Here is a 20,421-nt window from a genome sequence, read left to right as displayed (position 1 = left end):
TCGGCCCAACCCGCCGCGCGAGCAGGACGGATCACGCCCGGACCGACCTTGACCCGGACGGGTGGTACGGGCCGGAGCGCCGGACGCCGTGCGCCCGCTCACGTGCTGCTCACGTGCCGCTCATGTCCCGCTCACGGCACCGCCGCCGCCCGCTGACCCGACCGGGCGAACTCCGCCATCCCGGCCGCGAACCCGACCTCGGGCCGCCACCCCAGGTCCGTCCGCAGCCGCAGCGACGACGCGGTGATGTGCCGTACGTCCCCGAGCCGATACTCCCCGGTGACCACCGGGTCCGGGCCCCCGTGCGCCGCCGCCAGCGCCCCGGCCATCTCGCCGACGGTGTGCGGTTCACCGCTGCCGGTGTTGTACGCGGCCAGCGTGCCGGGCTCCCTCGTCCGGACGAACGCCAGCGCCAGCGCGTTCGCCGACGCCACGTCCCGTACGTGCACGAAGTCCCGCCGCTGCCCGCCGTCCTCGAAGACCCGCGGCGCCTCGCCCCTGGCCAGCGACGAGCGGAAGAACGAAGCGACCCCCGCGTACGGGGTGTCGCGCGGCATCCCCGGCCCGTACACGTTGTGGTAGCGGAGCGACAGCGCCCGGCCGCCGGTCGCCCGCGCCCAGGACGCCGCCAGGTGCTCCTGGGCCAGCTTCGTCACCGCGTACACGTTGCGCGGGTCGGTGCGCGCGTCCTCGTCGATCAGACCCGGCGTCAACTCCGCCCCGCACACGGGGCATCCGGGTTCGAACCGGCCCGCCGCGAGATCGGCCCCGGCCCGGGGGCCCGGCGCCACGCGGCCGTGCGCGGGGCAGTCGTACCGGCCCTCCCCGTACACGACCATCGACCCGGCCAGCGTCAGGTCCCGTACCCCCGCGCCCGCCATCGCGGCCAGCAGGGTGGCGGTCCCCAGGTCGTTGCACCCGACGTAGTCCGGCGCGTCGGCGAAGTCCTTGCCGAGGCCGACCATCGCCGCCTGGTGGCACACCGCGTCCACCCCGCGCAGCGCGGCGTCGACGGCCGCCCGGTCCCGTACGTCGGCGTGGATCCACTCCACCTCCGGGGGGCGCGCGGGCGGCACGGGATGCGCCGACGGCAGCAGGGCGTCCAGGACGACGGCCTCGTGGCCGTGCGCCCTGAGGGCCGAGACGATGTGGGAGCCGATGAAGCCGGCTCCTCCGGTGACGAGTACACGCATGCCGGTGACGCTATGCGCCGAACGGCCCCACGGCGCCGACGCACGCCGGTGCGTCACCGGTCCGTAAGATCGCGCCCCGCCGGACGCGCGCCCCTCCCGCGCCCCGTCCGCACCACCCGCCCCGGCCCCCGGACCGCCCCCACCCCCGGCCCGCGCCTCGCCCTCCCCGCCTTCCGCCCCTTACGCCAGCCCGCTCAGCACCGACGCCAGGTCGTACCCCACCGGCTCCTCCAGCTGCGCGTACGTGCAGCTCTCCGGCGTCCTGTCCGGACGCCACCGCCGGAACTGCGCCGTGTGCCGGAACCGGTCGCCCTCCATGTGGTCGTACGCCACCTCGCACACCCGCTCCGGCCGCAGCGCGATCCACGACAGGTCCTTCGTGCCGGACCAGCGGCTCGGCGCCCCCGGCAGCCGCGCCCCCTCGTGCGCCGCCTCCTCGGCCCACGCGGCCCACGGATGGCCCTCCGCCGTCTCCATCCGCAGCGGCGCCAGCTCCTCGACCAGCTCCGCCCTGCGCCGCATCGGGAACGCCGCGCACACCCCAACGTGCTGGAGCACACCCCGCGCGTCGTGCAGGCCGAGCAGCAGCGAGCCCACCACCGGACCACTCTTGTGCAGGCGGTACCCGGCGACCACCGCGTCCGCCGTCCGCTCGTGCTTGATCTTGTACATCGCCCGGAAGTCCGGCCGGTACGGCAGGTCCAGCGGCTTGGCGATCACCCCGTCGAGCCCGGCGCCCTCGTACTGCTCGAACCACTCCCGCGCCCGCTCGATGTCCGTCGTGGCGGGCGCGAGGTACACCGGCGCCTCCACGCCGATCAGGGCCGCCTCCAGCGCCTCCCTGCGCTGCGCCTGCTCGATGTCGACCAGCGTGCCGTCCCCGAGGGCCAGCAGGTCGAAGGCGACGAAGCTCGCCGGGGTGCGCCCGGCCAGCGTGTCCACGCGCGACTTCGCCGGGTGGATGCGCTCCGTGAGCCGGTCGAAGTCGAGCCGCCCCTCGTGGACGATCACGATCTCCCCGTCGACCACGCACCGCTCGGGCAGCCGCTCCCGTACCGCCGTCACCAGCTCGGGAAAGTAGCGGGTCAGCGGCTTCCCGGTCCTGCTGCCGATCACCACCTCGTCGCCGTCGCGGTGGATGATCGCCCGGAAGCCGTCCCACTTGGCCTCGTACTGCATCCCGGGCGGGATCGCGGACACGGACTTGGCGAGCATGGGTTTCACGGGAGGCATCACCGGCAGGTCCATGTCCCGATTGTGCGCGGGAACCGTCCGCTCCGCCCGATATGCGCTCCCGCGCCGCCCGGCCTACGGTGGCGCTCATGGGTGCAGCGGGTGCGGCGGTGGAGCTGGAGGCGGGCGGCCGGGCGGTACGGCTGTCCAGCCCGGCCAAGGTCTATTTTCCCGAGCGCGGCTTCACGAAGCTCGACGTGGCGCGCTACTACCTGGCCGTGGGCCCGGGGATCCTGCGGGCGCTGCGGGACCGGCCGACCACCCTGGAGCGGTACCCCGAGGGGGTCGAGGGCGAGTTCTTCTACCAGAAGCGGGCCCCGAAGAACCTGCCCGACTGGATCCCCACCGCCCGGATCGAGTTCCCGAGCGGCCGGTCGGCCGACGAGATCTGCCCGACCGAGGTGGCGGCCGTCCTCTGGGCGGCGAACCTCGGCGCGCTCACCTTCCATCCCTGGCCGGTACGGCGCGGGCGCGTCGATCACCCCGACGAACTGCGGATCGACCTCGATCCGCAGCCCGGCACGGACTTCAAGGACGCCGTCAGGACCGCGCACGAGCTGCGCGCCTTCCTCGACGACCTGGGGATGCGCGGCTGGCCCAAGACGTCGGGCGGACGCGGCCTCCACGTGTTCGTCCCGATCGAGCCGCGCTGGACGTTCACCGAGGTCAGGCGGGCCGCGATCACGATCGGCCGGCACTTGGAGCGCCGGAACCCGGGCCGGGTGACCACCGCGTGGTGGAAGGAGGAGCGCGGCGAGAAGATCTTCGTCGACTACAACCAGACGGCCCGGGACCGCACGATCGCCTGCGCCTACTCCGTACGGCCCCGTCCGCACGCCCCGGTCTCGGCACCGCTGCGCTGGGAGGAGCTGGACGACGTGGCCCCGCGTGACTTCGACATCGCGACGATGCCGGTGCGCTTCGCCGAACAGGGCGACGTGCACGCGGACATGGAGGAGCACGCGTACAGCCTGGAAGGACTGCTGGAGCTGGCCGACCGGCACGAGCGGGACCAGGGCCTCGGCGACCTGCCGTACCCGCCGGACTACCCGAAGATGCCGGGGGAGCCGAAGCGGGTCCAGCCGAGCCGGGCGCGGCCGGAGGACGAGGGCTGACCGGGGACGTGCCCGCGGCACGGCGAAGGCCCCCACCGCCGGGTGCGGTGAGGGCCTCGGTGCGCGACGCCTCGTGCTACAGCTCCTTGATCCGGATGTTGCGGTACGAGATCACGTCCGTCGTGCTGTGCACCTGGAGGCCGACGTAACCGGTGGCGTACCGCCGGCCGTCCGTCCCCGGGTCACCGGCGCGCGGCGGCGTGAACGCCTGTCCGCCGACGTTGTCGAACTCGTTGATGACCACACCGTTGCGCAGGATCGTGAAGTGCTGACCCTCCGCGCGGATCTCGTAGTCGTTCCAGGTGCCCTTCGGGGTGACCCCCGCGCCGCCCAGGCCCACGCGGTCGAAGCCGTAGACCGAGCCGGTCTTGTACATGTCGCCGACGGGGTTGTCGAGGATCTGCATCTCGTGCCCGTAGTTGATGGCGACCCACTCGGGCCGGGACTCCTCGGGGTGGTTGTGGACGTTCGGGAAGCGGACGAACACACCGCCGTTGGCGTTGCCCGTGCCCGGGGCGTCGTCGCGGAACTGGAGCTTGAGCGAGAAGTCGCCGTACTTGCGCTCCGGGAACCACAGCATGCCCATGCCGTTCACCGTCGTGCTGCTGGTGATGGCACCCTCGCCGGACAGCGCGAACTTGCCGCCGCCGACCTGCTCCCACTTGGCCAGGGACGCCGCCGTACCGTCGAAGAGGTCGCGGTAGCCCTCGGTCTGGCCGGGCTTGCCGATCTTCGACTGCTTGGCAGCCTTGGTGATCTTGTTGAACTCGCGCTGGTCGATGACGTTGTCGGCCAGCAGCTTGTCGAGCACACCGTCCACGTGCTTGAGGAACAGCGCCGCCGAGGACCAGTCCTTCTCGTCCTCGATCAGCTCGTTGATCGTGCAGCGGCTCCGGGTCAGCCGGTTCGGCACCCCGGTGTCGACCGCGCCCACGATGACCGTCAACCGCTCGTCGAACTCGGGGCAGTTGGGCGCCGGGACGCCGCCGCCCTGCGCGATGGTGAAGGACAGCTGCTTGGCCGCCGAGGTGTTGCCGGCCTTGTCCGTCGCCCGGTGCGCGAGCGTGTGGTAGCCGAGCGCGTCGACGATGACGGGGGTGGTGTACGCGAGGTACGGGCCGCCGTCCAGCGAGTACTCGGTCCGGTCCACCCCGGACCCGGCGTCGGTCGCCGACAGGGTGACCTTGGCGCTCGTCACGTAGGCACCGCTGGAGTTCAGGGTGCCGCTGACGGCCGCCGTGGACACCGGCGCGGTCGTGTCCTGCGGGGGCGGCGCCACGACGGTGAAGGAGACCGACTTCTCGGCCGCCACGTTCCCCGCCTTGTCGGTCGCCCGGTAGCGCACGGTGTGCGCGCCGGTCTGGTGGACCATCACCGGCCCGGTGTACGGCTGCCACGCCGCGCCCGCCCCGAGCGCGTACTCGATGGTGTTGACGCCCGAGCCGGTGTCCGAGGCGGTGACGGTGACCGTGGCCATCGTCAGGTACTCGCCGGCCGGGTTCTTGTCCCCGCTCACCGTCGCCGAGGTCTCCGGCGCGGTGGAGTCACCGCTCGGTGGCGCCACCACGGCGAATGACACGGACTTCTCCGCCGCCGCGTTGCCGGCCTGGTCGGTCGCCCGGTACCGCACGGTGTGCGACCCGACCGTGTCGACCACCACCGGTGCGGTGTACGGCTGCCACGCGCCGTCCGCGCCGAGCGCGAACTCCGTCGCCGCGACGCCGGAGCCCTCGTCGGTCGCCGACACGGTGACCGTGGCGGAGCCGACGTACGCACCCTCCGTGTTCTGCTGGCCGGTGACCGCCGCCGACGTGGTGGGCGCGGTGGTGTCGTCACCGCCGCCCGCCTCGGTCACCGTCAGGATGCCCTGCATCTGGCCGTGGCCCGGGATGGTGCAGAAGAAGCGGTAGCGCCCCGGGGTCAGGGTGACGTCGACGGTGTACTTGCCGCCGTTGTCGTCACTCGGATTGGCGAGGATGTTGATCGGCACGTCGTGGTTGTACTCGGGGTCCGACACGTCGAAGGTCAGCGTGTGCGGCATCCCGATGTCGTTGCCGGTCGCCGCGCTGTTCTCGAAGACGAGGGTCGTCGGCCCCGCCACCGCGGTGGTCGGGAAGGTGACGTACCGGTCGGTGCGGCCGCTGGTCGTCCAGGTGAGCACCTGCGCCGCCGCGGCCGTGCTGCCGGCCGTACGGTCGGCGGTCCGCCCGTACGCGGTCGTCGACGTCAGCCCCAGCACCATCAGCAACGCGCCCACCAGGGCCGTCCACAGGCGCAGAGGTCGGTGTCTCACTGATGGGTGTCTCACTGAGTCGCCTTCCTGGCCAGATCCGTGGCGGCGGGCGTCGCCTCGCCGCCCTTGTACGTCACACGCCACAGCGCGGACTGGGAGTCGGAGGTGAAGAACCCGCGCCCGTAGTCCAGGACGTAGAGCGAGCCGTCCGGCGCGAACTTCCAGTCCATGAGGTTGCGGATGCCGCCGTTGCCGACCGGGATGATCTTCTTCAACGACTCGGCGGTGATGGGCAGTCCGCCCTTGCCGACGGTCTTGGGATCGGTCAGCACCGCGTGGCGCGGGTTGTCGGCGTCGTAGAAGTCACCGACGAACCACTTGCCGTCCCAGTACTCCGGCCACGCCTCGGCGCCCGCGGTCGCCGCGTTGTAGCGGTAGACCGGGCCGTCCATGGTGGCCTGGCCGCCGCCCTTGAGCCACGGCAGCAGGAAGGTGCCTTCCGCGGCCTTGTAGCTGGGCACCCCGTTGGCGTCCCGGGGGAAGTCGGGTCCGCCGCCCTGCGGGGAGTACCAGATGGTGTTGCCCGTGACGGGCGGCAGGTTCACCAGGCCGTCGTTGTTGGGGGACTCGTTCTTCGGGGCGTCGCAGTTGTACCAGCCCAACGGCTTCGTCGGGTCGGGCAGGTTGCGGTCCCGGTAGGGCTGCTTGTTGCCCATGCAGAACGGCCAGCCGTGGTTGCCCGACTTGGTGATCGCCGCGAACGTGTCGTACTTCGCCGGACCCCACGTCGTGCTCGGGGCGCCCGCGTCGGGGCCGACCCAGCCCGCGTACAGGATGTCGGTCTTCTGGTCGACCGAGATGCGCGCCGGGTTGCGCACGCCCATCACGTAGATCTCGCCGCGGGTCTTGTCGCCGCCCTCGTCCTGCTCCTCGCCCGTGAAGAGGTTCCCGGCCGGCAGGGTGTACGTGCCGTCGGCCTCCGGGTGGATGCGCAGGATCTTGCCGTTGAGGTTGTTCGTGTTGCCCGCGGTCCGCCGGGCGTCCGCGAAGGACAGGCCCTTGTAGTTCGGCTGCGGGTTGTTGCCCGAGTAACCGTCGCTGAACCCGGACGAGTTGTTGTCGCCGGTCGCGATGTAGAGGTTGCCCTTCGAGTCCCAGGCCATCCCGCCGCCGGCGTGGCAGCAGCTGTGCACCTGGACGGGCCACTTGAGCAGGACCTTCTCGGACGCCAGGTCCAGCTTGTTCGTCGCCGGGTCCAACGTGAAGCGCGAGACGCGCCGTTCGGCGATCCGCTTGTCACGGTCGAGCCCGGAGTGCGGCGTGTAGTGCAGGTACACCCAGCCGTTGGTCTCGAAGGCCGGGTCCAGCTCGATGCCGAGCAACCCCTCCTCGACCTTGGTCAGTTCGTCGCCGCCGCCCTTGTTCCCGAAGACGGTCAGCGCGCCCGCGAGGGTGACCTTCTTGGTCGCGGGGTCGTAGATGTGGACCTGGCCGAGGCCCTTGCCCATCTCCGGGCTGTTCCAGTCGGTGACGACCGGGGCGCCGTTCACGCCGCCGCCGCGGCCGATGTACAGCACCCGTCCGTCGGGCGCGACGACCAGGCCGTGCGGTTCGCCGATCTGGTCCTGCTGACCCGCCTGGTTGGGCTGGGTCACCTTCGCCGCCGTGTAGTTGGCGTCGATGGTCGCCTTGCAGTCGGCGCGCGAGAGGCGCGTCGTCCACTGGAGGGCGCCCCGCAGGTGCTCGCGGAAGTCGGTCTCCGCGTACGACTCGGGCGTACCGCCCATGCCGGTGTAGAAGGACCGGCCGCCGTCGTAGTCACGGCACCAGGAGACCGGGTGGTCGACGCCGTTGGCGCCGGTGCCCGGCCGGTAGCTGCTCTCCCGGACCTTGGCGACCGTGTGCACCTTGCCGGTCGGGTTCGTGGCCCAGTTGATCCACTTGTCGGGCCGCTTCCACTCCACGGGAAGGCTCTTCGTGGCCGGATTCACCCGGTCGGCGACCTCGACGGTCGCGCGCTGGACGGTGGTCGGGCTGGTGGCCGCGGGCCGCGCGCCGATCAGACCGGTGAACCAGTCGGAGTACGGCTCGGTACGGGCCGCGTCATGGATGCCGAGGAAGCCGCCGCCGGCCTCCACGTACGACTCGAGCCCGGCCTCCTGCTCCGGGTCGAGCACGTCGCCGCCGCCCGTCAGGAAGACGACGGCGTTGTACTTGCCGAGCTTCTTGGCATTGGTGAAGACCGAACCGTCGTCCGTGGCCTCGGTCTTGAAGCGTCCGGCCGCCGGTCCCGCGAGGCCGATGGCCTCGATGGCCTCGATTCCGGCGTTCACGATCGGGGATTCCTCGGTCGCCGAGGCGTGGAACACGAGGACCTTGACGTTCTGGCCGCCGGGCGGCGACGGGAGCGCCAACGCCGTCGGTGATGCTTCCGGGGGTCTCGCCGTGGCGGCGGTGCCGCCCAGCAGGGACGCCGCCATGGTGCCGGCGACCAGGACCGCGGCCGCCCCGCGCCTGGATCTTGACCGGTGATGTGGTGCGCGCTGCATTGTTCACCCACCCAACTTTGGTCACAGCAACAGCGCTTGAAGCTAGACGGCTTTCGGCGGCCCGCCAATAGGTATGGACGGAATCCCACCAACTTTGTCCTGAGTGTGGATAAACGAAGATCACTGCTCTACCGTGTGGCCGTCCCCGGGGACTCCTGCGCCCCGTCCATCTCCTTACGGCACAGGGGAGTTCGTCATGGCCATGGACAGAAGGAGCTTCAGCCGGCGCCTGTTGGCGGGCGGTGCGGTCGCCGCCACCGGGGCGGCCTCGTTGTCGGTGGCGTCCGCGCCCCCGGCGAGTTCGGCGGAGCCCCCGCCGCCCACCGCGCCCGCCGGGGGCCAGGTGCGCCATCTCAAGCTGTACGCGGAGAAGCTGGCGGACGGCCAGCTGGGCTACGGCTTCGAGAAGGGCAAGGCCAGCATTCCCGGCCCGCTGATCGAGCTGACCGAGGGCGACACCCTCCACATCGAGTTCGAGAACACGACGGACGTGGCGGCGAGCCTCCACGTCCACGGCGTGGACTACGACATCGCCAGCGACGGCACCCGGATGAACCGCAGCCATGTCGAGCCGGGCGCGACCCGGACGTACACCTGGCGCACGCACACGCCCGGCAAGCGCGCGGACGGCACCTGGCGGCCGGGCAGCGCGGGCTACTGGCACTACCACGACCACGTGGTGGGCACCGACCACGGCACCGGCGGGATCCGCAAGGGCCTGTACGGTCCCGTCGTCGTCCGCAGGAAGGGCGACATCCTGCCCGACAAGCAGTTCACGATCGTCTTCAACGACATGACGATCAACAACAAGACCGGCGCCGCCACGCCCAACTTCGCGGCCACCGTGGGCGACCGGGTCGAGATCATCATGATCACGCACGGCGAGTACTACCACACGTTCCACATCCACGGTCACCGCTGGGCCGACAACAGGACGGGCCTGCTCACCGGTCCTGACGACCCGAGCCGGGTGGTCGACAACAAGATCACCGGGCCGGCGGACTCGTTCGGCTTCCAGATCATCGCGGGCGAACACGTGGGCGCGGGCGCGTGGATGTACCACTGCCACGTCCAGAGCCACTCGGACATGGGCATGGCGGGACTCCTCCTGGTGTCGAAACCGGACGGCACGATCCCCGGGTACGAGCCGCACCACCCCGGAACCCCGGCGGACGGGGACCACACGGGCCACTGAGGCACCCGGTCCGCGCCGGCCCACCGGGCCGGCGCGGGACCGGGGCCTGGAGTCGGGGCGGGTCACCGGGCCCCGGGTCCGGGGTGGATGCGCTCCGGTGAACGCCCTTCCCCGCCCGCCCCGTCCTCCTCCTCTCCTCGGGCCCGCGCGGTGGTGTCGGCCGCCGCGTGGGCCCCGGCCGTCCCGGTCCCACGGGCGGGCACGGTCGGGTCGGTCGTGACGACCACCACGAGGTCCCCGGCGGCCCACACACGCCGTTCCCCCTTGTGCGGGTTCAGCCGGACCCCGTAGTCGGGCGCCGACGCCCTCCGGTCGTGACGGCGGTAGCCGATGGCGCATTCGCCGCGGTCGCGGGCGGCGGCCACGACCGTCGCGAAGGTCGCCTCGCACCCCGCGCGGACGTACGCCCCGGCCGGACGCAGGCACAGCAGACTGCCTTCCGCCGAGAACAACTCGTCGAACACGGGCGCCAGATGGTGGTTCTGCGCGATCTGCGCCATGAGCAGTCCGGTCAGTTCGCCGCTGACGATCACGTCCGAGCCGGGGTCCACGGGGGCCAGAGGACGGTTGCGGTCGTCGGTCAGCTCGCTGACGACCCGTAACTCCCGCCCCCCGGCCCGCTCCTCCAGCAGCCGCAGCGCCAGCAGGGCGACCAGCGTCCAGTCGTCGGGGCGGTCCGGCCCGTCGCCCGGGTCGGGTCCCAGGACCACCAGACCGTCGTACGGGGCGAGGTCGAGGCCGAGCAGGGTCTCGGGCCGCGACAGCGCGGCCGACCGGAACCGTACGGCCAGCCGGTCCACGTCCCGCGCCCGCTCGGCCCCCGCGCCGCTCCCCGCCTCGGTCCCCGTCCCCGCCTCCGGGGCCGTCGCCACCACCGGCTCCGGCTCCCGTGGCCCCGGCAGGGTCCGGTCCGTCACGACATCGAGGACCGAACCGGGCCGGGCCGTCAGCCGGAGCTGCTCCACGACGAGCGGAGCCCGGCGATTCCAGCCGAGCATCAGCAGGCGCGCGGGCCGCTCCGGCGGCGGCCGGTCCCCGGCGAACGCCGCCGCGTCGACCAGGTGCGCACAGTCCTCGGGGCGCGTCCCGGCCTCGTCGCGGGCCAGGACGATCAGCCGGCTCCCCGGCGCGACGGTCGTGTCGGCGGGCGGGTTCAGCAGAGTGTGGCCCCCCGGGGTGAGCAGCCCGATCACACACGCGTCGGCGTGGCCCAGCACCGCCGTACCGAACGGGGCGCCCGAGAACGCGGTGGCGTCGGTGACGTGGAACTCGTCACCGGCGAAGTCGAGGAGGTCGCGCAGGACGAGCGACAGACCGGGGCGGCCGACACACTGCGCGACGAGCCGGGCCGTGACCGCGTCCGTCTCCAGGATCGTGGCGCGCGGCCCCCCGGCCAGCCGGGCCGACGCGCGGTAGCGGTCGTCCCGTACCGCCGCCAGCACCGGCGGGCCGTCCGGCCCCTCGCCGGCGACCGCCCGCAGCGCGAGCAGGACCCGCAGCACCTCGGGGTCGGACGCCGGACCGCCCGGGGGCAGCACCAGCACGGTGCTCGCCGTCCGCGGGCTGACCAGGGCCAGCACGGCGGGGTCGCTCGGCGGCCCGCTGCGGCAGATGAGCCGGGCGCGGCCGGCCCGGGCGGCCAGGGCCTGCTCCATCCCGGTCTTGTCCCGGTCGGCCAGCACGACGATGGCCCGGGACCGGGGGGAGGCCTGGGCCGCCACCAACTCTCCTACGACGGTGGCCACTTGGTCGGACCAGCCGAGCACCACCACATGGCCGTGCTCCAGAACCGTCGACCGCCCGCGGCTCAACTCCGCCATCCGTTCGGCCAGGCTGTTGGTGATCACTCCGATCAGGGTCGACACGCACAGCAGGGCGACCAGTCCGAGCAGCGCCGACAGGACCATGCGCAGCGGTGTTCCGGAGATCGCGCCCAGCCGCAGTGTTTCCGCGCTCGTCCGCCACGCCGCCGTCAGCCGGCCCGACAGCGAATGCGGTGATTCGGGGTCCGTCCACACCAGCAGTACGCTCACCGGCACGACGACGGCCAGGCAGGTGAGCATCAGCCAGCCCATCAGGGTGCCGGTGCTGCGGGCCAGCGTACGGTCGAACCGGTAGCGTGCCCGGTCCCGCAGCGAGGCCGGACCCGGCCCCTCGGTGCGTCCCACTCCCACCCCTTCCCCTGCCGGTGCGGCGGGCGCGGAGTCGGTCGCCCGCCCCTGCACAGTGCTGCCTCCGGCAGCCGAACACGCCGTGTCCGGGGAGCGATTCACTCTTTCGTGCGGGGCGCACCCATCGCGTACCGGCGCTCGTGGCACGCGGGGCAGGCGGGGACCGTACGGATCAGGCCGTTCCCGGCCCCCCGATCTCCCCGGGCTCCTCCGGCAGCGCCCCCGGATCGGTCGCCACCTCGCGCAGGCGGCGCAGGACGGCCCGGCCCGCCCGCTCGTACGCGACCGCCTCGCCGTGCAGCACCGACCGCGCGTTCGCCGCCTCCATCAACGCGATGATCTCGAAGGCCACTTGCGGTACGTCCGTGTCCGCCGCGAGACCCCCCGCCCGCCGGGCGGCGTTCAGGGCGCGCTCCACGTAACTCACCCATTCCGTACGGGCCTCGGCGATCGCGTCGTGCACCGGGCCGCCGCGCGCGTCGAACTCCGCCGAGACACCGTGGAAGAAGCAGCCCCCGCGGAAGACCCGGTTCGCCGAGTACGCGAGCCAGTTGCGGCACAGCGCCCACACCCGCTCCGGTCCGGGCGGCAGTTCGCGGGCCGGCCGCACGACATGCGCGACGTAGACGTCCACCGCCGCCCGTACCGTCGCCAGCTGGAGTTCCTCCTTGGAGCCGAAGAGGGCGAACACACCGCTCTTGCTCAGGCGCAGCTCGGTCGCGATGCGGCCCAGGGAGAGGCCTTCGAGCCCCTCCACCGACGCCACGTCCATCGTGTGGTCGAGCACCAGCCGGCGCGTCCGGTTCCCGCGCTCGACGCGCCCGTCCGCGGGTCCGGTCCGCCGGGCCCGCCCGGCGCCGCTCCCGGCCGCTGTTCTCCCGGCCTGTCTCTCCGTCTGCTTCTCCGTCCGTGCGCCGCTCATCCGTCCAGTCTACTGAACGCACGATCGTGCGTTCTTCGGGCGCGGGCGCGGTGCGGCCGCCCGGGATCAGGGGGAGACTCGGAAAGGCAGGGGGATCCGAGGGGCCCGACGAGGGGACCCACGAAGGAGCGCACGCCATGCTCACCACCCCGTTCGCCGCCGGCTCCCCCAACTGGACCGAGCTCGCCACGCCCGACCCGGCGGGGGCGGGCGACTTCTACCGGGGCGTCTTCGGGTGGGAGTACGCGTCCGCGGGCCCCGGCACCGGCGGCTACGGCCTGTTCCGGCTGGGCGGCGGCACCGTCGCGGGTGTGCTGCCCGCCGGGGGCGGCCAGGCGCCGCCGGTCTGGTCGGTGTCCTTCCTGACGCCGGACGCCGACGCCACGGCGAAGGCCGCCGAGGCCGCGGGCGGGTCCGTCGTGCGTCCCCCGGCGGACGTCCTGGACCTCGGCAGGACGGCGACCCTCGCGGACGGGGCCGGAGCGGCCTTCGTGGTCTGGGAGCCCGGCACCGGCGAGGGCCTCGACCTGGTCGACGTGCCCGGCGGTCTCACCTGGGTCGAGCTGTACACCCCGGACGAGGACGCCGCGTTCGGTTTCTACAGCGCTGTCTTCGGCTGGGAGGCCCTCAGCACCCCGATCCCGGGCGGCCGGGGCACGTACCGCATGGTCAATCCGGCCGGCCGGGGCCCGGACGCCATGTTCGGCGGCTTCGTACCGCTCGGCTCCGACCCGCCCGAGGCGGGAAGTGATCCGCACTGGCTTCTTTACTTCGCGGTCACGGACTGCGACGCTACCGTCACGAGGACACGCACCCTCGGCGGTACGGTCCTGACGGCGCCGGCCGACGTGGAGGGGGTGGGCAGGTTCGCGAAGCTCACCGACCCCTCCGGGGCTTCCTTCGCGATCATGCAAGGTGTCGCTCAGGCGATGTGACGGCGCCCGCCCGGCCCGCCGAGCCGACCGGTCCGCCCGGTCGGCGATCTTTCGTCCATCAGACGTTTATCGCCCTGCGGCAGCCTGGGCGGCATGTCGATCAACACCATCGGGACCCGTACCGCCACGGCCGGCGCCCCCGGCCCGGAACGTGAACTCTCCTGGCAGGAAAGCGCGTTGTGCGCCCAGACCGGAGCGGACTTCTTCTTCCCCGCCCCCGGCTCCTCCACCCGCGAGGCCAAGCAGCTCTGCGGCGCCTGCGAGGGCCGTGAGGCGTGCCTGTCGTACGCGCTCGACAACGACGAGCGGTTCGGGGTGTGGGGCGGACTCTCCGAGAAGGAGCGCCTGCGCCTGCGCAGGAACCGCGCCTGACCGCACCACCGGCCGCGAGGCGGCCGGTGGTGCCGTACGGGGGAGTGAGGGCGGCCCCGGAACAGGCGCGCCCTGATCAGCCGGCGGCGCGCGCCGCCATCCGCGCCTTGCGGGCGGCGAGCTTCTCGTCGAACTTGCGCGCCTCGCTGTCCAGCCCGCCCATGTACAACCCCAGCTCCTCCTGCGCCTTGAGACCCTCGGGGCCGAGCCCGTCGATGTCCAGGACCTTGAGGTAGCGCAGCACCGGCTGGAGCACGTCGTCGTGGTGGATCCGCATGTTGTAGATCTCACCTATGGCCATCTGCGCGGCCGCGCGCTCGAAGCCGGGCATGCCGTGTCCCGGCATCCGGAAGTCCACGACCACGTCCCGCACGGCCTGCATGGTCATGTCGGGGGCGATCTCGAAGGCGGCGCCCAGCAGGTTCCGGTAGAAGACCATGTGCAGGTTCTCGTCGGTGGCGATGCGCGCCAGCATCCGGTCGCACACCGGATCGCCCGACTGGTGGCCGGTGTTGCGGTGCGAGACGCGGGTCGCCAGCTCCTGGAACGCCACGTACGCCACCGAGTGCAGCATCGAGTGGCGGTTGTCGGACGTGAAGCCCTCCGACATGTGCGTCATCCGGAACTGCTCCAGCTTGTCCGGGTCGACGGCGCGCGACGTGAGCAGGTAGTCGCGCATCACGATGCCGTGCCGGCCCTCCTCCGCGGTCCAGCGGTGCACCCAGGTGCCCCACGCTCCGTCGCGGCCGAAGAGGGAGGCGATCTCGTGGTGGTAGCTGGGGAGGTTGTCCTCGGTCAGGAGGTTCACCACGAGCGCGATCTTGCCGATGTCGGTGACCTTGGACTGAGCGGGGTCCCAGGCCTCACCGTCCTCGAAGATCCCGGTGAAGTTGCGGCCGTCCGAGAAGGGGACGTACTCGTGCGGCATCCAGTCCTTCGCCACCTTCAGGTGACGGTTGAGCTCCTTCTCCACGACCTCTTCCAGCGCGTACAACAGCCGCGCGTCGGTCCACGCGTCCGAACTGCCGAGGTGGGGAGAGGTGATCGTCACGGGTGCTCCTGGGGACGGGAGATATTACCTACGGATTCGTAGGTTACGAGACCGTAGGTTAAAGCCACGGTAAGCCGCAGGCCAAGCCTCGGGAACCACGGACCGTCCCGTACGTGCTGACCTGCGAGGACGAACCGGTGGACGAATGTGTGCGCAGGGGGCGAAATCACCCCTGTTTCGCCGTTCCGCGCCCTCCCGCCGCTCTCAGGGAGTGACCGACGCCGCTCCGGACGCCCGGGCCCCGCGGCCGCTCCACGGCCCCCCGGACGCCGCCGGGCGACCCTCCGCGCGTGCCCGCGCGGACGCACCCGCGTGCCTCTGCCCAAGCCTGTGCCCATGCCCATGCCCATGCCCATGCCCATGCCTGTGTCCGTGCACGACGTGGTGCCTGATCATGGAAGGGGTACGGGGGTACGGGGGTACGGGAGGCGCAGGGGCGTACGCGAGTCCCGTCGGCGAACTCCCCACGTGCCGCGCTCACTTCAGGCGCGACCGCCGGGCACGCCGCCGCCGCAGTCGGGGCGCGCCGGATCGTGCCGACCGCCGACGACGGGCGGCCCCCCTCCGCGACGACGCCTCAGCAGGCGTCGCGCAGCAGGACCTTGAGGTCGTGGTCCAGGTCCAGGTAGAGGTGTTCGCGGCCCACGGGCACCAGCCCCTGGGTGCGGTCGAGGAAGCGGCGCAGCTCGGACGTCCGCAGGTGGACCATCGCGGTCCCCTCCGGGGCGTGGAACTCCACGACCGTCCGCCCGTACCCGAAGGGGCGCACGCGCACGTCCCCCACCCCGCACGCCTCTGTCATCCCGCGCGCCAGCAGCTCGCGCGAGAACTCCCAGGTGACGTCGGTGCCTTCGAGTGTCGCCGGTGGGGGGAACGCCATGCGCACGGCGAAGGGGTCCCCCTGGTCGTAGTGCAGCGTCGCGGGGACGGTCTCCATCCGGGGCACGGACGCGACCAGCCGGGCCTGCACGGCCTGTTCGATGACGGGTGACACGGCGTGCTCCCCTTCGACGGATCTGACATGGACCGCGAGCGGTCGACTGCTACTTGGAAGACGGCCGGGAGGCCCGATCCGTGCTCGAAATCGGGAGTGACCTACGTCACCTCCGGCGCGGTGCCGGGTGTCGTGGCGCGAACGGAGCGCTCTGGACGGCGCGGGGCGGGTGGGCTAGCTTCCAGCGCCATGAGACCCATGGGGAAGTTGCGGCGAACGGTGCTGGCGGGACTGGCAGTCGGGGTGAGCGGTACGGCGCTCGCCGCCGCGCTCGCCGTACCGGCCCACGCGGCCGGCGCGTCACAGGACGGTGCGTCACGGGGCTCCGCCGCACGGGACGGTGCGTCACGCGCGGACCGAACGGGCGGGCCGGGGGAGCGGACCGGAGGCGCGGGGCTCGGCTGGCGCCCGACCGGCACCGGCACCGACGCCCGGTTCCGCGGCCTGGCCGCCGTCAGCCGTACGAGCGCCTGGGTCGCCGGCTCGAAGGGCACCGTGCTGCGCACCTCCGACGGAGGCCGTACGTGGCGTGACGTGTCGCCCGCGGGCGCGGCGGAAGCGGCGCTGGAGTTCCGGGACATCGAGGCGTTCGACGGGCGGCGCGCGGTGGCGCTGGCGATCGGCGAGGGTGAGGCGTCCCGCATCTTCCGTACGGAGGACGGCGGCAGGAGCTGGACCGAGTCGTTCCGCAACACCGACGCGCGTGCCTTCTACGACTGCGTCACCTTCTTCGACAGCCGGAACGGGCTGGCCATGAGCGACCCGGTCGACGGCAAGTTCCGGATCCTCTCCACCCGGGACGGCGGCGCGTCCTGGAAGGTCCTGCCGGACGCGGGCATGCCGGCCGCCCTCCCCGGCGAGGCCGGTTTCGCGGCGAGCGGTCAGTGCCTGGTCACGTCGGGGCCGAAGGACGTCTGGCTGGCCACCGGCGGCGCGGCGACCGCGCGGGTGCTGCACTCCGCCGACCGCGGGCTGCACTGGACCGTCACCGACTCCACGATCCCGGCCGGCGACCCCGCGCGCGGCGTGTTCGGCCTCGCCTTCCGCGACCGTACGCACGGCCTGGCCGTCGGCGGCGACTACCGCGCCGACCAGGCGTCACCGCGCGCCGCGTCGGTCACCGGGAACGGCGGGCGGACCTGGCGGCAGGCCACGACCCCGCCGCCCGCCTACCGTTCGGGCGTCGCGTGGCTGCCGTACAGCCGCTCCTCGGCCCTGGCCGTCGGCCCGACCGGGACGGACCTGACGACCGACGGCGGCCGCACCTGGCGCACGATCGACACCGGTTCGTACGACACCGTCGACTGCGCCCCGGACCGGGGCTGCTGGGCGGCGGGCGAGAAGGGCCGGGTGGCCCGGTCGGTGCCGGGCGCGCCCTGAAAAAGGTGTCCGGCGGATCTTCGCCGGACACGCTCTAGCCGGGCAACTCCTCCCGGTACGAGGCGAGGGCCGGGGCGGTCTTCGTCGCGGTGAACTCGGTGATCCGGTAGTCGCACACCCCGCCGGTCACGAACGGGTCCGTCGCGACGAGCCGTTCCATCTCAGCGCGGTCGCCGCCCACCGCCAGGATCACCCCGCCGTCGCGGGGGTTCTTGCGGCCGGAGGCGAGGAAGACGCCGGAGTCGTACGAGGCGTCGAGCCACGACACGTGGGCCGCCAGCAGCGGGTCCACCTGTTCGAGGGGGACGGTATAGGTCACTTCCAGTACGAACATGATCACCAGACTATCGAACCGCGTTCCGCGGAGCGGCCTAAACTGGCGGATCATGACACCGTTCGAGATGCCCGCCGACGAGACGGCAGCCCGCGCCGTCCAGGACGAACTGCGCGGGAGGGTCGTCCTGGACGAGCCGGGACCGGAGCCCGGCACCGGCCTGGTGACGGGCGTCGACGTGGCGTACGACGACGAACGGGACGTCGTCGCGGCGGCGGCCGTGGTGCTGGACGCCGCGACCCTCGCCGTGGTGGACGAGGCGACCGCCGTCGGCCGCGTCACCTTCCCCTATGTACCCGGGCTGTTGGCGTTCCGCGAGATCCCGACCGTGCTGGCCGCCCTCGCCGCGCTCACCTCGCCCCCCGGGCTCGTCGTCTGCGACGGCTACGGCCGCGCCCACCCGCGCCGGTTCGGGCTCGCCAGCCACCTCGGCGTCGTCACGGGGCTGCCGGCGATCGGTGTCGCGAAGAACCCGTTCCTCTTCACGTACGACGAACCGGGCCCCCGGCGCGGCGACTTCACCCCGCTCCTGGCCGACGACGGCGAGGAGGTCGGCCGCGCCCTCCGTACCCAGGAAGGCGTCAAACCCGTCTTCGTCTCCGTGGGCCACCGCGTCGACCTGGCCACCGCCTGCGCCCACACCCTGCGCCTGGCCGCCGACTACCGCCTCCCCGAATCCACCCGCAGGGCGGACGCCCTCTGCCGCCGCGCCCTGCGCGAGGCGACCACCTGAACAACCGGGCGCGGGGCGGCGCATGCCACGATCCCGGCAGCGATCGAGAGGGCCGAGGGGCACATGGGGAAGATGCACGCCGACGAGGCGGAGACCGATGCCGCGCTGGTCCGGAGGCTGCTACGGGCCCAGTTCCCCCGGTGGGCCGACCTGCCGGTCACCCGGCTCGCCTCCGGGGGAACGGTCAACGCGATCTACCGGCTCGGCGAGGACCTGACCGTCCGGCTCCCGCTGCGCCCCGGCGGCGCCGAGGCCGTCGCCAGGGAGGCGGCGCTCCTGCCCCGGCTGGCCCCGCTGCTGCCGCTGCCGGTCCCCGAGGTGGTGGCGACCGGCGCCCCCGGCGAGGGCTACCCGCTGGCCTGGTCGGTGCACCGGTGGATCGGGGGGCGCACCCCGGTCGAGGGCGACGTTTCCGAGCGCGTGGCCCGTGACCTCGCCGGGTTCGCCGTCGCCCTGCGCGGGATCGACCTCCCCTGCGGCCCGCCCGCCCACCGCGGCGGGCCGCTGATCACCGAGGACCGGGAGACGCGCCAGGCGATCGAGGCCCTGCGCCGTACCGACGAACCCTTCGACGCCGACGCGATCACCGCGGCCTGGGAGGAGGCACTGAGCGCGCCCCCGTGGACCGGCCCGGCCTGCTGGACCCACTGCGACCTGATGCCGGGCAACCTGCTGCTGGCCGGTGACCGGGTCGCCGCCGTCATCGACTTCGGCACCCTGGGCATGGGGGAACCGGCCACCGACCTCATCCCGGCCTGGAACCTGCTGCCCGCCTTGGCGCGCGCGGCGTACCGCGACGCCGTGGACGCCGACGACGCGACCTGGGCCCGCAGCCGGGGCTGGGCGCTGTCCATGGCGGTCATCCAACTGCCCTACTACCGGACCACCAACCCGATCATCTCGGCCAACGCCCGGTACGTCATCGGAGAGATCCTCGGCACCGCGACCTGAAACGGCACCCTGACCCGACACACCGCCCGGCCGTCCGCCGCCCGGCCGTTCGTCGGCCGACGGCGGCTGTCACGCCGTGCGGCGGAACTCGGTCAGCGCCTGGGTGACCTGCCGGGTGGTCCGGGCGGCCACCAGGGGGTGGGTCGCGGCGTAGGTCGTGTACGCGTTGAGCCCGGTGGAGAGCGCCCAGCCGAGGCCGCGGGCCCAGGTGGCGTCGTCGGTGGCCCGCGCGGTACGGAACGCCGCTCGCGCGTCGGCGCCCAGAAGGGTGTAGGCGATCGTGAGGTCGCAGGCCGGGTCGCCCAGGCCGAGGCCGCCGAAGTCGATGACCGCGCTCAGGCGGCCGTCCGGTCCGGCGAGCAGGTTCCCGGTGTGGAAGTCACCGTGGAACCAGAGCGGTTGACCGGACCACGGCGGGGCGCCGAGGGCCGCGTCCCACGCGGCGGTCATGGCGGGGGCGTCGAAGACGTCCGCGGTGGCGGCGATGGCCGAGCGGGTCCCCGCGTCACGCGCGTGGAGGGACTCGCCGACGAGGTCGGGGTGCGGGCCGGGAAGGAGCGCGTTCGCCGGGGGGAGGTGGTGGAGGGCGGTGAGGAAGCCCGCCAACTGGTATGCGACGGACCGGAGTCGCGTGCGTCCGGGCCCATCGAGGGTGCCGGCGTCGGGCACCGTACCGTCCAGCCATCGGGCCACCGACCAGTTCCACGGGTACCCGGTCTCCGGCGACGGCTTCCCCAGACCCAGCGGTACGGGGAGGGCCAGCGGCAGCCCGGGCGCGAGGAGCGGCAGCCAGCGATGCTCCTTCTCGGCCTGCCCGGCCGCCCAGTCGCCCCGGGGCAGCCGCACCGCCATGTCGGCGCCGAGGCGAAAGATCACGTGATCGGAACCGGCCGGATCGAGCAAGGTGAGGGGGAGGCCCGCCCACTGCGGGAACTGCTCGGCGAGGAGCCGCCCGGCGAGGTCGTACACGTACACGTCCTTCCGCACTCGGCACTCCGCACCGGCCGCGCCACCGAAACCGCCGCAAGGGAGCCGGGGGAAAAACAACCTGAGTATGTGT

17 protein-coding genes are annotated in these 20,421 nt (G+C 72.8%); 7 read left to right on the top strand and 10 right to left on the bottom strand.

What is annotated here, in order from left to right; translation table 11 throughout:
• Window positions 1-131: 131 nt before the first annotated feature.
• Complete coding sequence (locus HA039_RS04560) at window positions 132-1,193, bottom strand: NAD-dependent epimerase/dehydratase family protein (protein WP_167024121.1); 1,062 nt, start codon at window positions 1,191-1,193, stop codon at window positions 132-134.
• Between the two features lie 180 nt (window positions 1,194-1,373).
• Window positions 1,374-2,441 carry an ATP-dependent DNA ligase gene (locus HA039_RS04555; RefSeq protein WP_167024117.1) on the bottom strand — a complete coding sequence of 356 codons (1,068 nt, stop codon included), beginning with the start codon at window positions 2,439-2,441 and terminating at the stop codon, window positions 1,374-1,376.
• Window positions 2,442-2,515: 74 nt separating this feature from the next.
• Between HA039_RS04555 and ligD the strand changes: the two genes are divergently transcribed.
• Window positions 2,516-3,541: a non-homologous end-joining DNA ligase gene (ligD, locus tag HA039_RS04550; protein ID WP_208298540.1), complete on the top strand. Its 1,026-nt coding sequence runs from the start codon at window positions 2,516-2,518 to the stop codon at window positions 3,539-3,541.
• A gap of 76 nt (window positions 3,542-3,617) precedes the next feature.
• Here the strand turns inward: ligD and HA039_RS04545 are convergent, their stop codons facing one another.
• Both HA039_RS04545 and HA039_RS04540 read right to left on the bottom strand, forming a co-directional pair.
• The gene (locus HA039_RS04545) at window positions 3,618-5,783 is read right to left on the bottom strand and encodes an OmpL47-type beta-barrel domain-containing protein (RefSeq protein WP_425086405.1); all 2,166 of its coding nucleotides are present in this window, start codon (window positions 5,781-5,783) and stop codon (window positions 3,618-3,620) included.
• Between the two features lie 62 nt (window positions 5,784-5,845).
• On the bottom strand, window positions 5,846-8,323 hold the full coding sequence (locus tag HA039_RS04540; RefSeq protein ID WP_167024109.1) for a ThuA domain-containing protein: 2,478 nt from the start codon (window positions 8,321-8,323) through the stop codon (window positions 5,846-5,848).
• Between the two features lie 202 nt (window positions 8,324-8,525).
• Between HA039_RS04540 and HA039_RS04535 the strand changes: the two genes are divergently transcribed.
• The gene (locus HA039_RS04535) at window positions 8,526-9,518 is read left to right on the top strand and encodes a multicopper oxidase domain-containing protein (protein ID WP_167036205.1); all 993 of its coding nucleotides are present in this window, start codon (window positions 8,526-8,528) and stop codon (window positions 9,516-9,518) included.
• Window positions 9,519-9,580: 62 nt separating this feature from the next.
• Here the strand turns inward: HA039_RS04535 and HA039_RS04530 are convergent, their stop codons facing one another.
• Together HA039_RS04530 and HA039_RS04525 are read right to left on the bottom strand one after the other, a co-directional pair.
• Entirely contained in the window at window positions 9,581-11,686 is a 2,106-nt protein-coding gene (locus HA039_RS04530; RefSeq protein ID WP_425086310.1) for a CASTOR/POLLUX-related putative ion channel, read from the bottom strand.
• A 175-nt stretch (window positions 11,687-11,861) separates the two neighbouring features.
• Window positions 11,862-12,611, bottom strand: coding sequence for a TetR/AcrR family transcriptional regulator (locus HA039_RS04525; protein WP_167024106.1), 750 nt, complete (start codon window positions 12,609-12,611; stop codon window positions 11,862-11,864).
• Between the two features lie 137 nt (window positions 12,612-12,748).
• Here HA039_RS04525 and HA039_RS04520 point away from each other — a divergent pair, with 137 nt between their 5' ends.
• Window positions 12,749-13,546 carry a VOC family protein gene (locus HA039_RS04520; RefSeq protein ID WP_167024103.1) on the top strand — a complete coding sequence of 266 codons (798 nt, stop codon included), beginning with the start codon at window positions 12,749-12,751 and terminating at the stop codon, window positions 13,544-13,546.
• Between the two features lie 93 nt (window positions 13,547-13,639).
• Window positions 13,640-13,918 carry a WhiB family transcriptional regulator gene (locus HA039_RS04515; protein WP_167024100.1) on the top strand — a complete coding sequence of 93 codons (279 nt, stop codon included), beginning with the start codon at window positions 13,640-13,642 and terminating at the stop codon, window positions 13,916-13,918.
• A gap of 76 nt (window positions 13,919-13,994) precedes the next feature.
• On the opposite strand, the gene HA039_RS04510 is transcribed toward HA039_RS04515, so the two are convergent.
• Window positions 13,995-14,969, bottom strand: a complete 975-nt coding sequence (locus tag HA039_RS04510; RefSeq protein WP_167024097.1) for an acyl-ACP desaturase — start codon at window positions 14,967-14,969, stop codon at window positions 13,995-13,997.
• A gap of 577 nt (window positions 14,970-15,546) precedes the next feature.
• Window positions 15,547-15,963 carry a spore wall synthesis regulator SsgD gene (gene ssgD, locus HA039_RS04505; RefSeq protein ID WP_167024094.1) on the bottom strand — a complete coding sequence of 139 codons (417 nt, stop codon included), beginning with the start codon at window positions 15,961-15,963 and terminating at the stop codon, window positions 15,547-15,549.
• A 189-nt stretch (window positions 15,964-16,152) separates the two neighbouring features.
• Here ssgD and HA039_RS04500 point away from each other — a divergent pair, with 189 nt between their 5' ends.
• The gene (locus tag HA039_RS04500) at window positions 16,153-17,343 is read left to right on the top strand and encodes a WD40/YVTN/BNR-like repeat-containing protein (RefSeq protein WP_243869138.1); all 1,191 of its coding nucleotides are present in this window, start codon (window positions 16,153-16,155) and stop codon (window positions 17,341-17,343) included.
• A 34-nt stretch (window positions 17,344-17,377) separates the two neighbouring features.
• On the opposite strand, the gene HA039_RS04495 is transcribed toward HA039_RS04500, so the two are convergent.
• A complete protein-coding gene (locus HA039_RS04495) occupies window positions 17,378-17,677 on the bottom strand; it encodes a YciI family protein (protein ID WP_167024091.1) in 300 nt (99 codons plus the stop codon).
• Between the two features lie 52 nt (window positions 17,678-17,729).
• On the opposite strand from HA039_RS04495, the gene HA039_RS04490 reads away from it, so the two are divergent.
• On the top strand, window positions 17,730-18,410 hold the full coding sequence (locus tag HA039_RS04490) for an endonuclease V (RefSeq protein ID WP_167024088.1): 681 nt from the start codon (window positions 17,730-17,732) through the stop codon (window positions 18,408-18,410).
• 72 nt (window positions 18,411-18,482) lie between these two features.
• The gene (locus HA039_RS04485) at window positions 18,483-19,361 is read left to right on the top strand and encodes an aminoglycoside phosphotransferase family protein (RefSeq protein ID WP_208298765.1); all 879 of its coding nucleotides are present in this window, start codon (window positions 18,483-18,485) and stop codon (window positions 19,359-19,361) included.
• A gap of 69 nt (window positions 19,362-19,430) precedes the next feature.
• On the opposite strand, the gene HA039_RS04480 is transcribed toward HA039_RS04485, so the two are convergent.
• The gene (locus HA039_RS04480; RefSeq protein ID WP_167024081.1) at window positions 19,431-20,348 is read right to left on the bottom strand and encodes an aminoglycoside phosphotransferase family protein; all 918 of its coding nucleotides are present in this window, start codon (window positions 20,346-20,348) and stop codon (window positions 19,431-19,433) included.
• Window positions 20,349-20,421 lie beyond the last annotated feature (73 nt).

It is taken from the genome of Streptomyces liangshanensis (assembly GCF_011694815.1).
Taxonomy (GTDB): domain Bacteria; phylum Actinomycetota; class Actinomycetes; order Streptomycetales; family Streptomycetaceae; genus Streptomyces; species Streptomyces liangshanensis.
This window is presented reverse-complemented; position numbering and strand designations above follow the sequence as displayed.

Coding starts and splice junctions, on each gene's coding strand:
- HA039_RS04560 (WP_167024121.1), bottom strand. CDS start 1,193: ATGCGTGTACTCGTCACCGGAGGAGCCGGCTTCATCGGCTCCCACATC.
- HA039_RS04555 (WP_167024117.1), bottom strand. CDS start 2,441: ATGGACCTGCCGGTGATGCCTCCCGTGAAACCCATGCTCGCCAAGTCC.
- ligD (WP_208298540.1), top strand. CDS start 2,516: ATGGGTGCAGCGGGTGCGGCGGTGGAGCTGGAGGCGGGCGGCCGGGCG.
- HA039_RS04545 (WP_425086405.1), bottom strand. CDS start 5,783: ATGGTGCTGGGGCTGACGTCGACGACCGCGTACGGGCGGACCGCCGAC.
- HA039_RS04540 (WP_167024109.1), bottom strand. CDS start 8,323: ATGCAGCGCGCACCACATCACCGGTCAAGATCCAGGCGCGGGGCGGCC.
- HA039_RS04535 (WP_167036205.1), top strand. CDS start 8,526: ATGGACAGAAGGAGCTTCAGCCGGCGCCTGTTGGCGGGCGGTGCGGTC.
- HA039_RS04525 (WP_167024106.1), bottom strand. CDS start 12,611: ATGAGCGGCGCACGGACGGAGAAGCAGACGGAGAGACAGGCCGGGAGA.
- HA039_RS04520 (WP_167024103.1), top strand. CDS start 12,749: ATGCTCACCACCCCGTTCGCCGCCGGCTCCCCCAACTGGACCGAGCTC.
- HA039_RS04515 (WP_167024100.1), top strand. CDS start 13,640: ATGTCGATCAACACCATCGGGACCCGTACCGCCACGGCCGGCGCCCCC.
- HA039_RS04500 (WP_243869138.1), top strand. CDS start 16,153: ATGAGACCCATGGGGAAGTTGCGGCGAACGGTGCTGGCGGGACTGGCA.
- HA039_RS04495 (WP_167024091.1), bottom strand. CDS start 17,677: ATGTTCGTACTGGAAGTGACCTATACCGTCCCCCTCGAACAGGTGGAC.
- HA039_RS04490 (WP_167024088.1), top strand. CDS start 17,730: ATGACACCGTTCGAGATGCCCGCCGACGAGACGGCAGCCCGCGCCGTC.
- HA039_RS04485 (WP_208298765.1), top strand. CDS start 18,483: ATGCACGCCGACGAGGCGGAGACCGATGCCGCGCTGGTCCGGAGGCTG.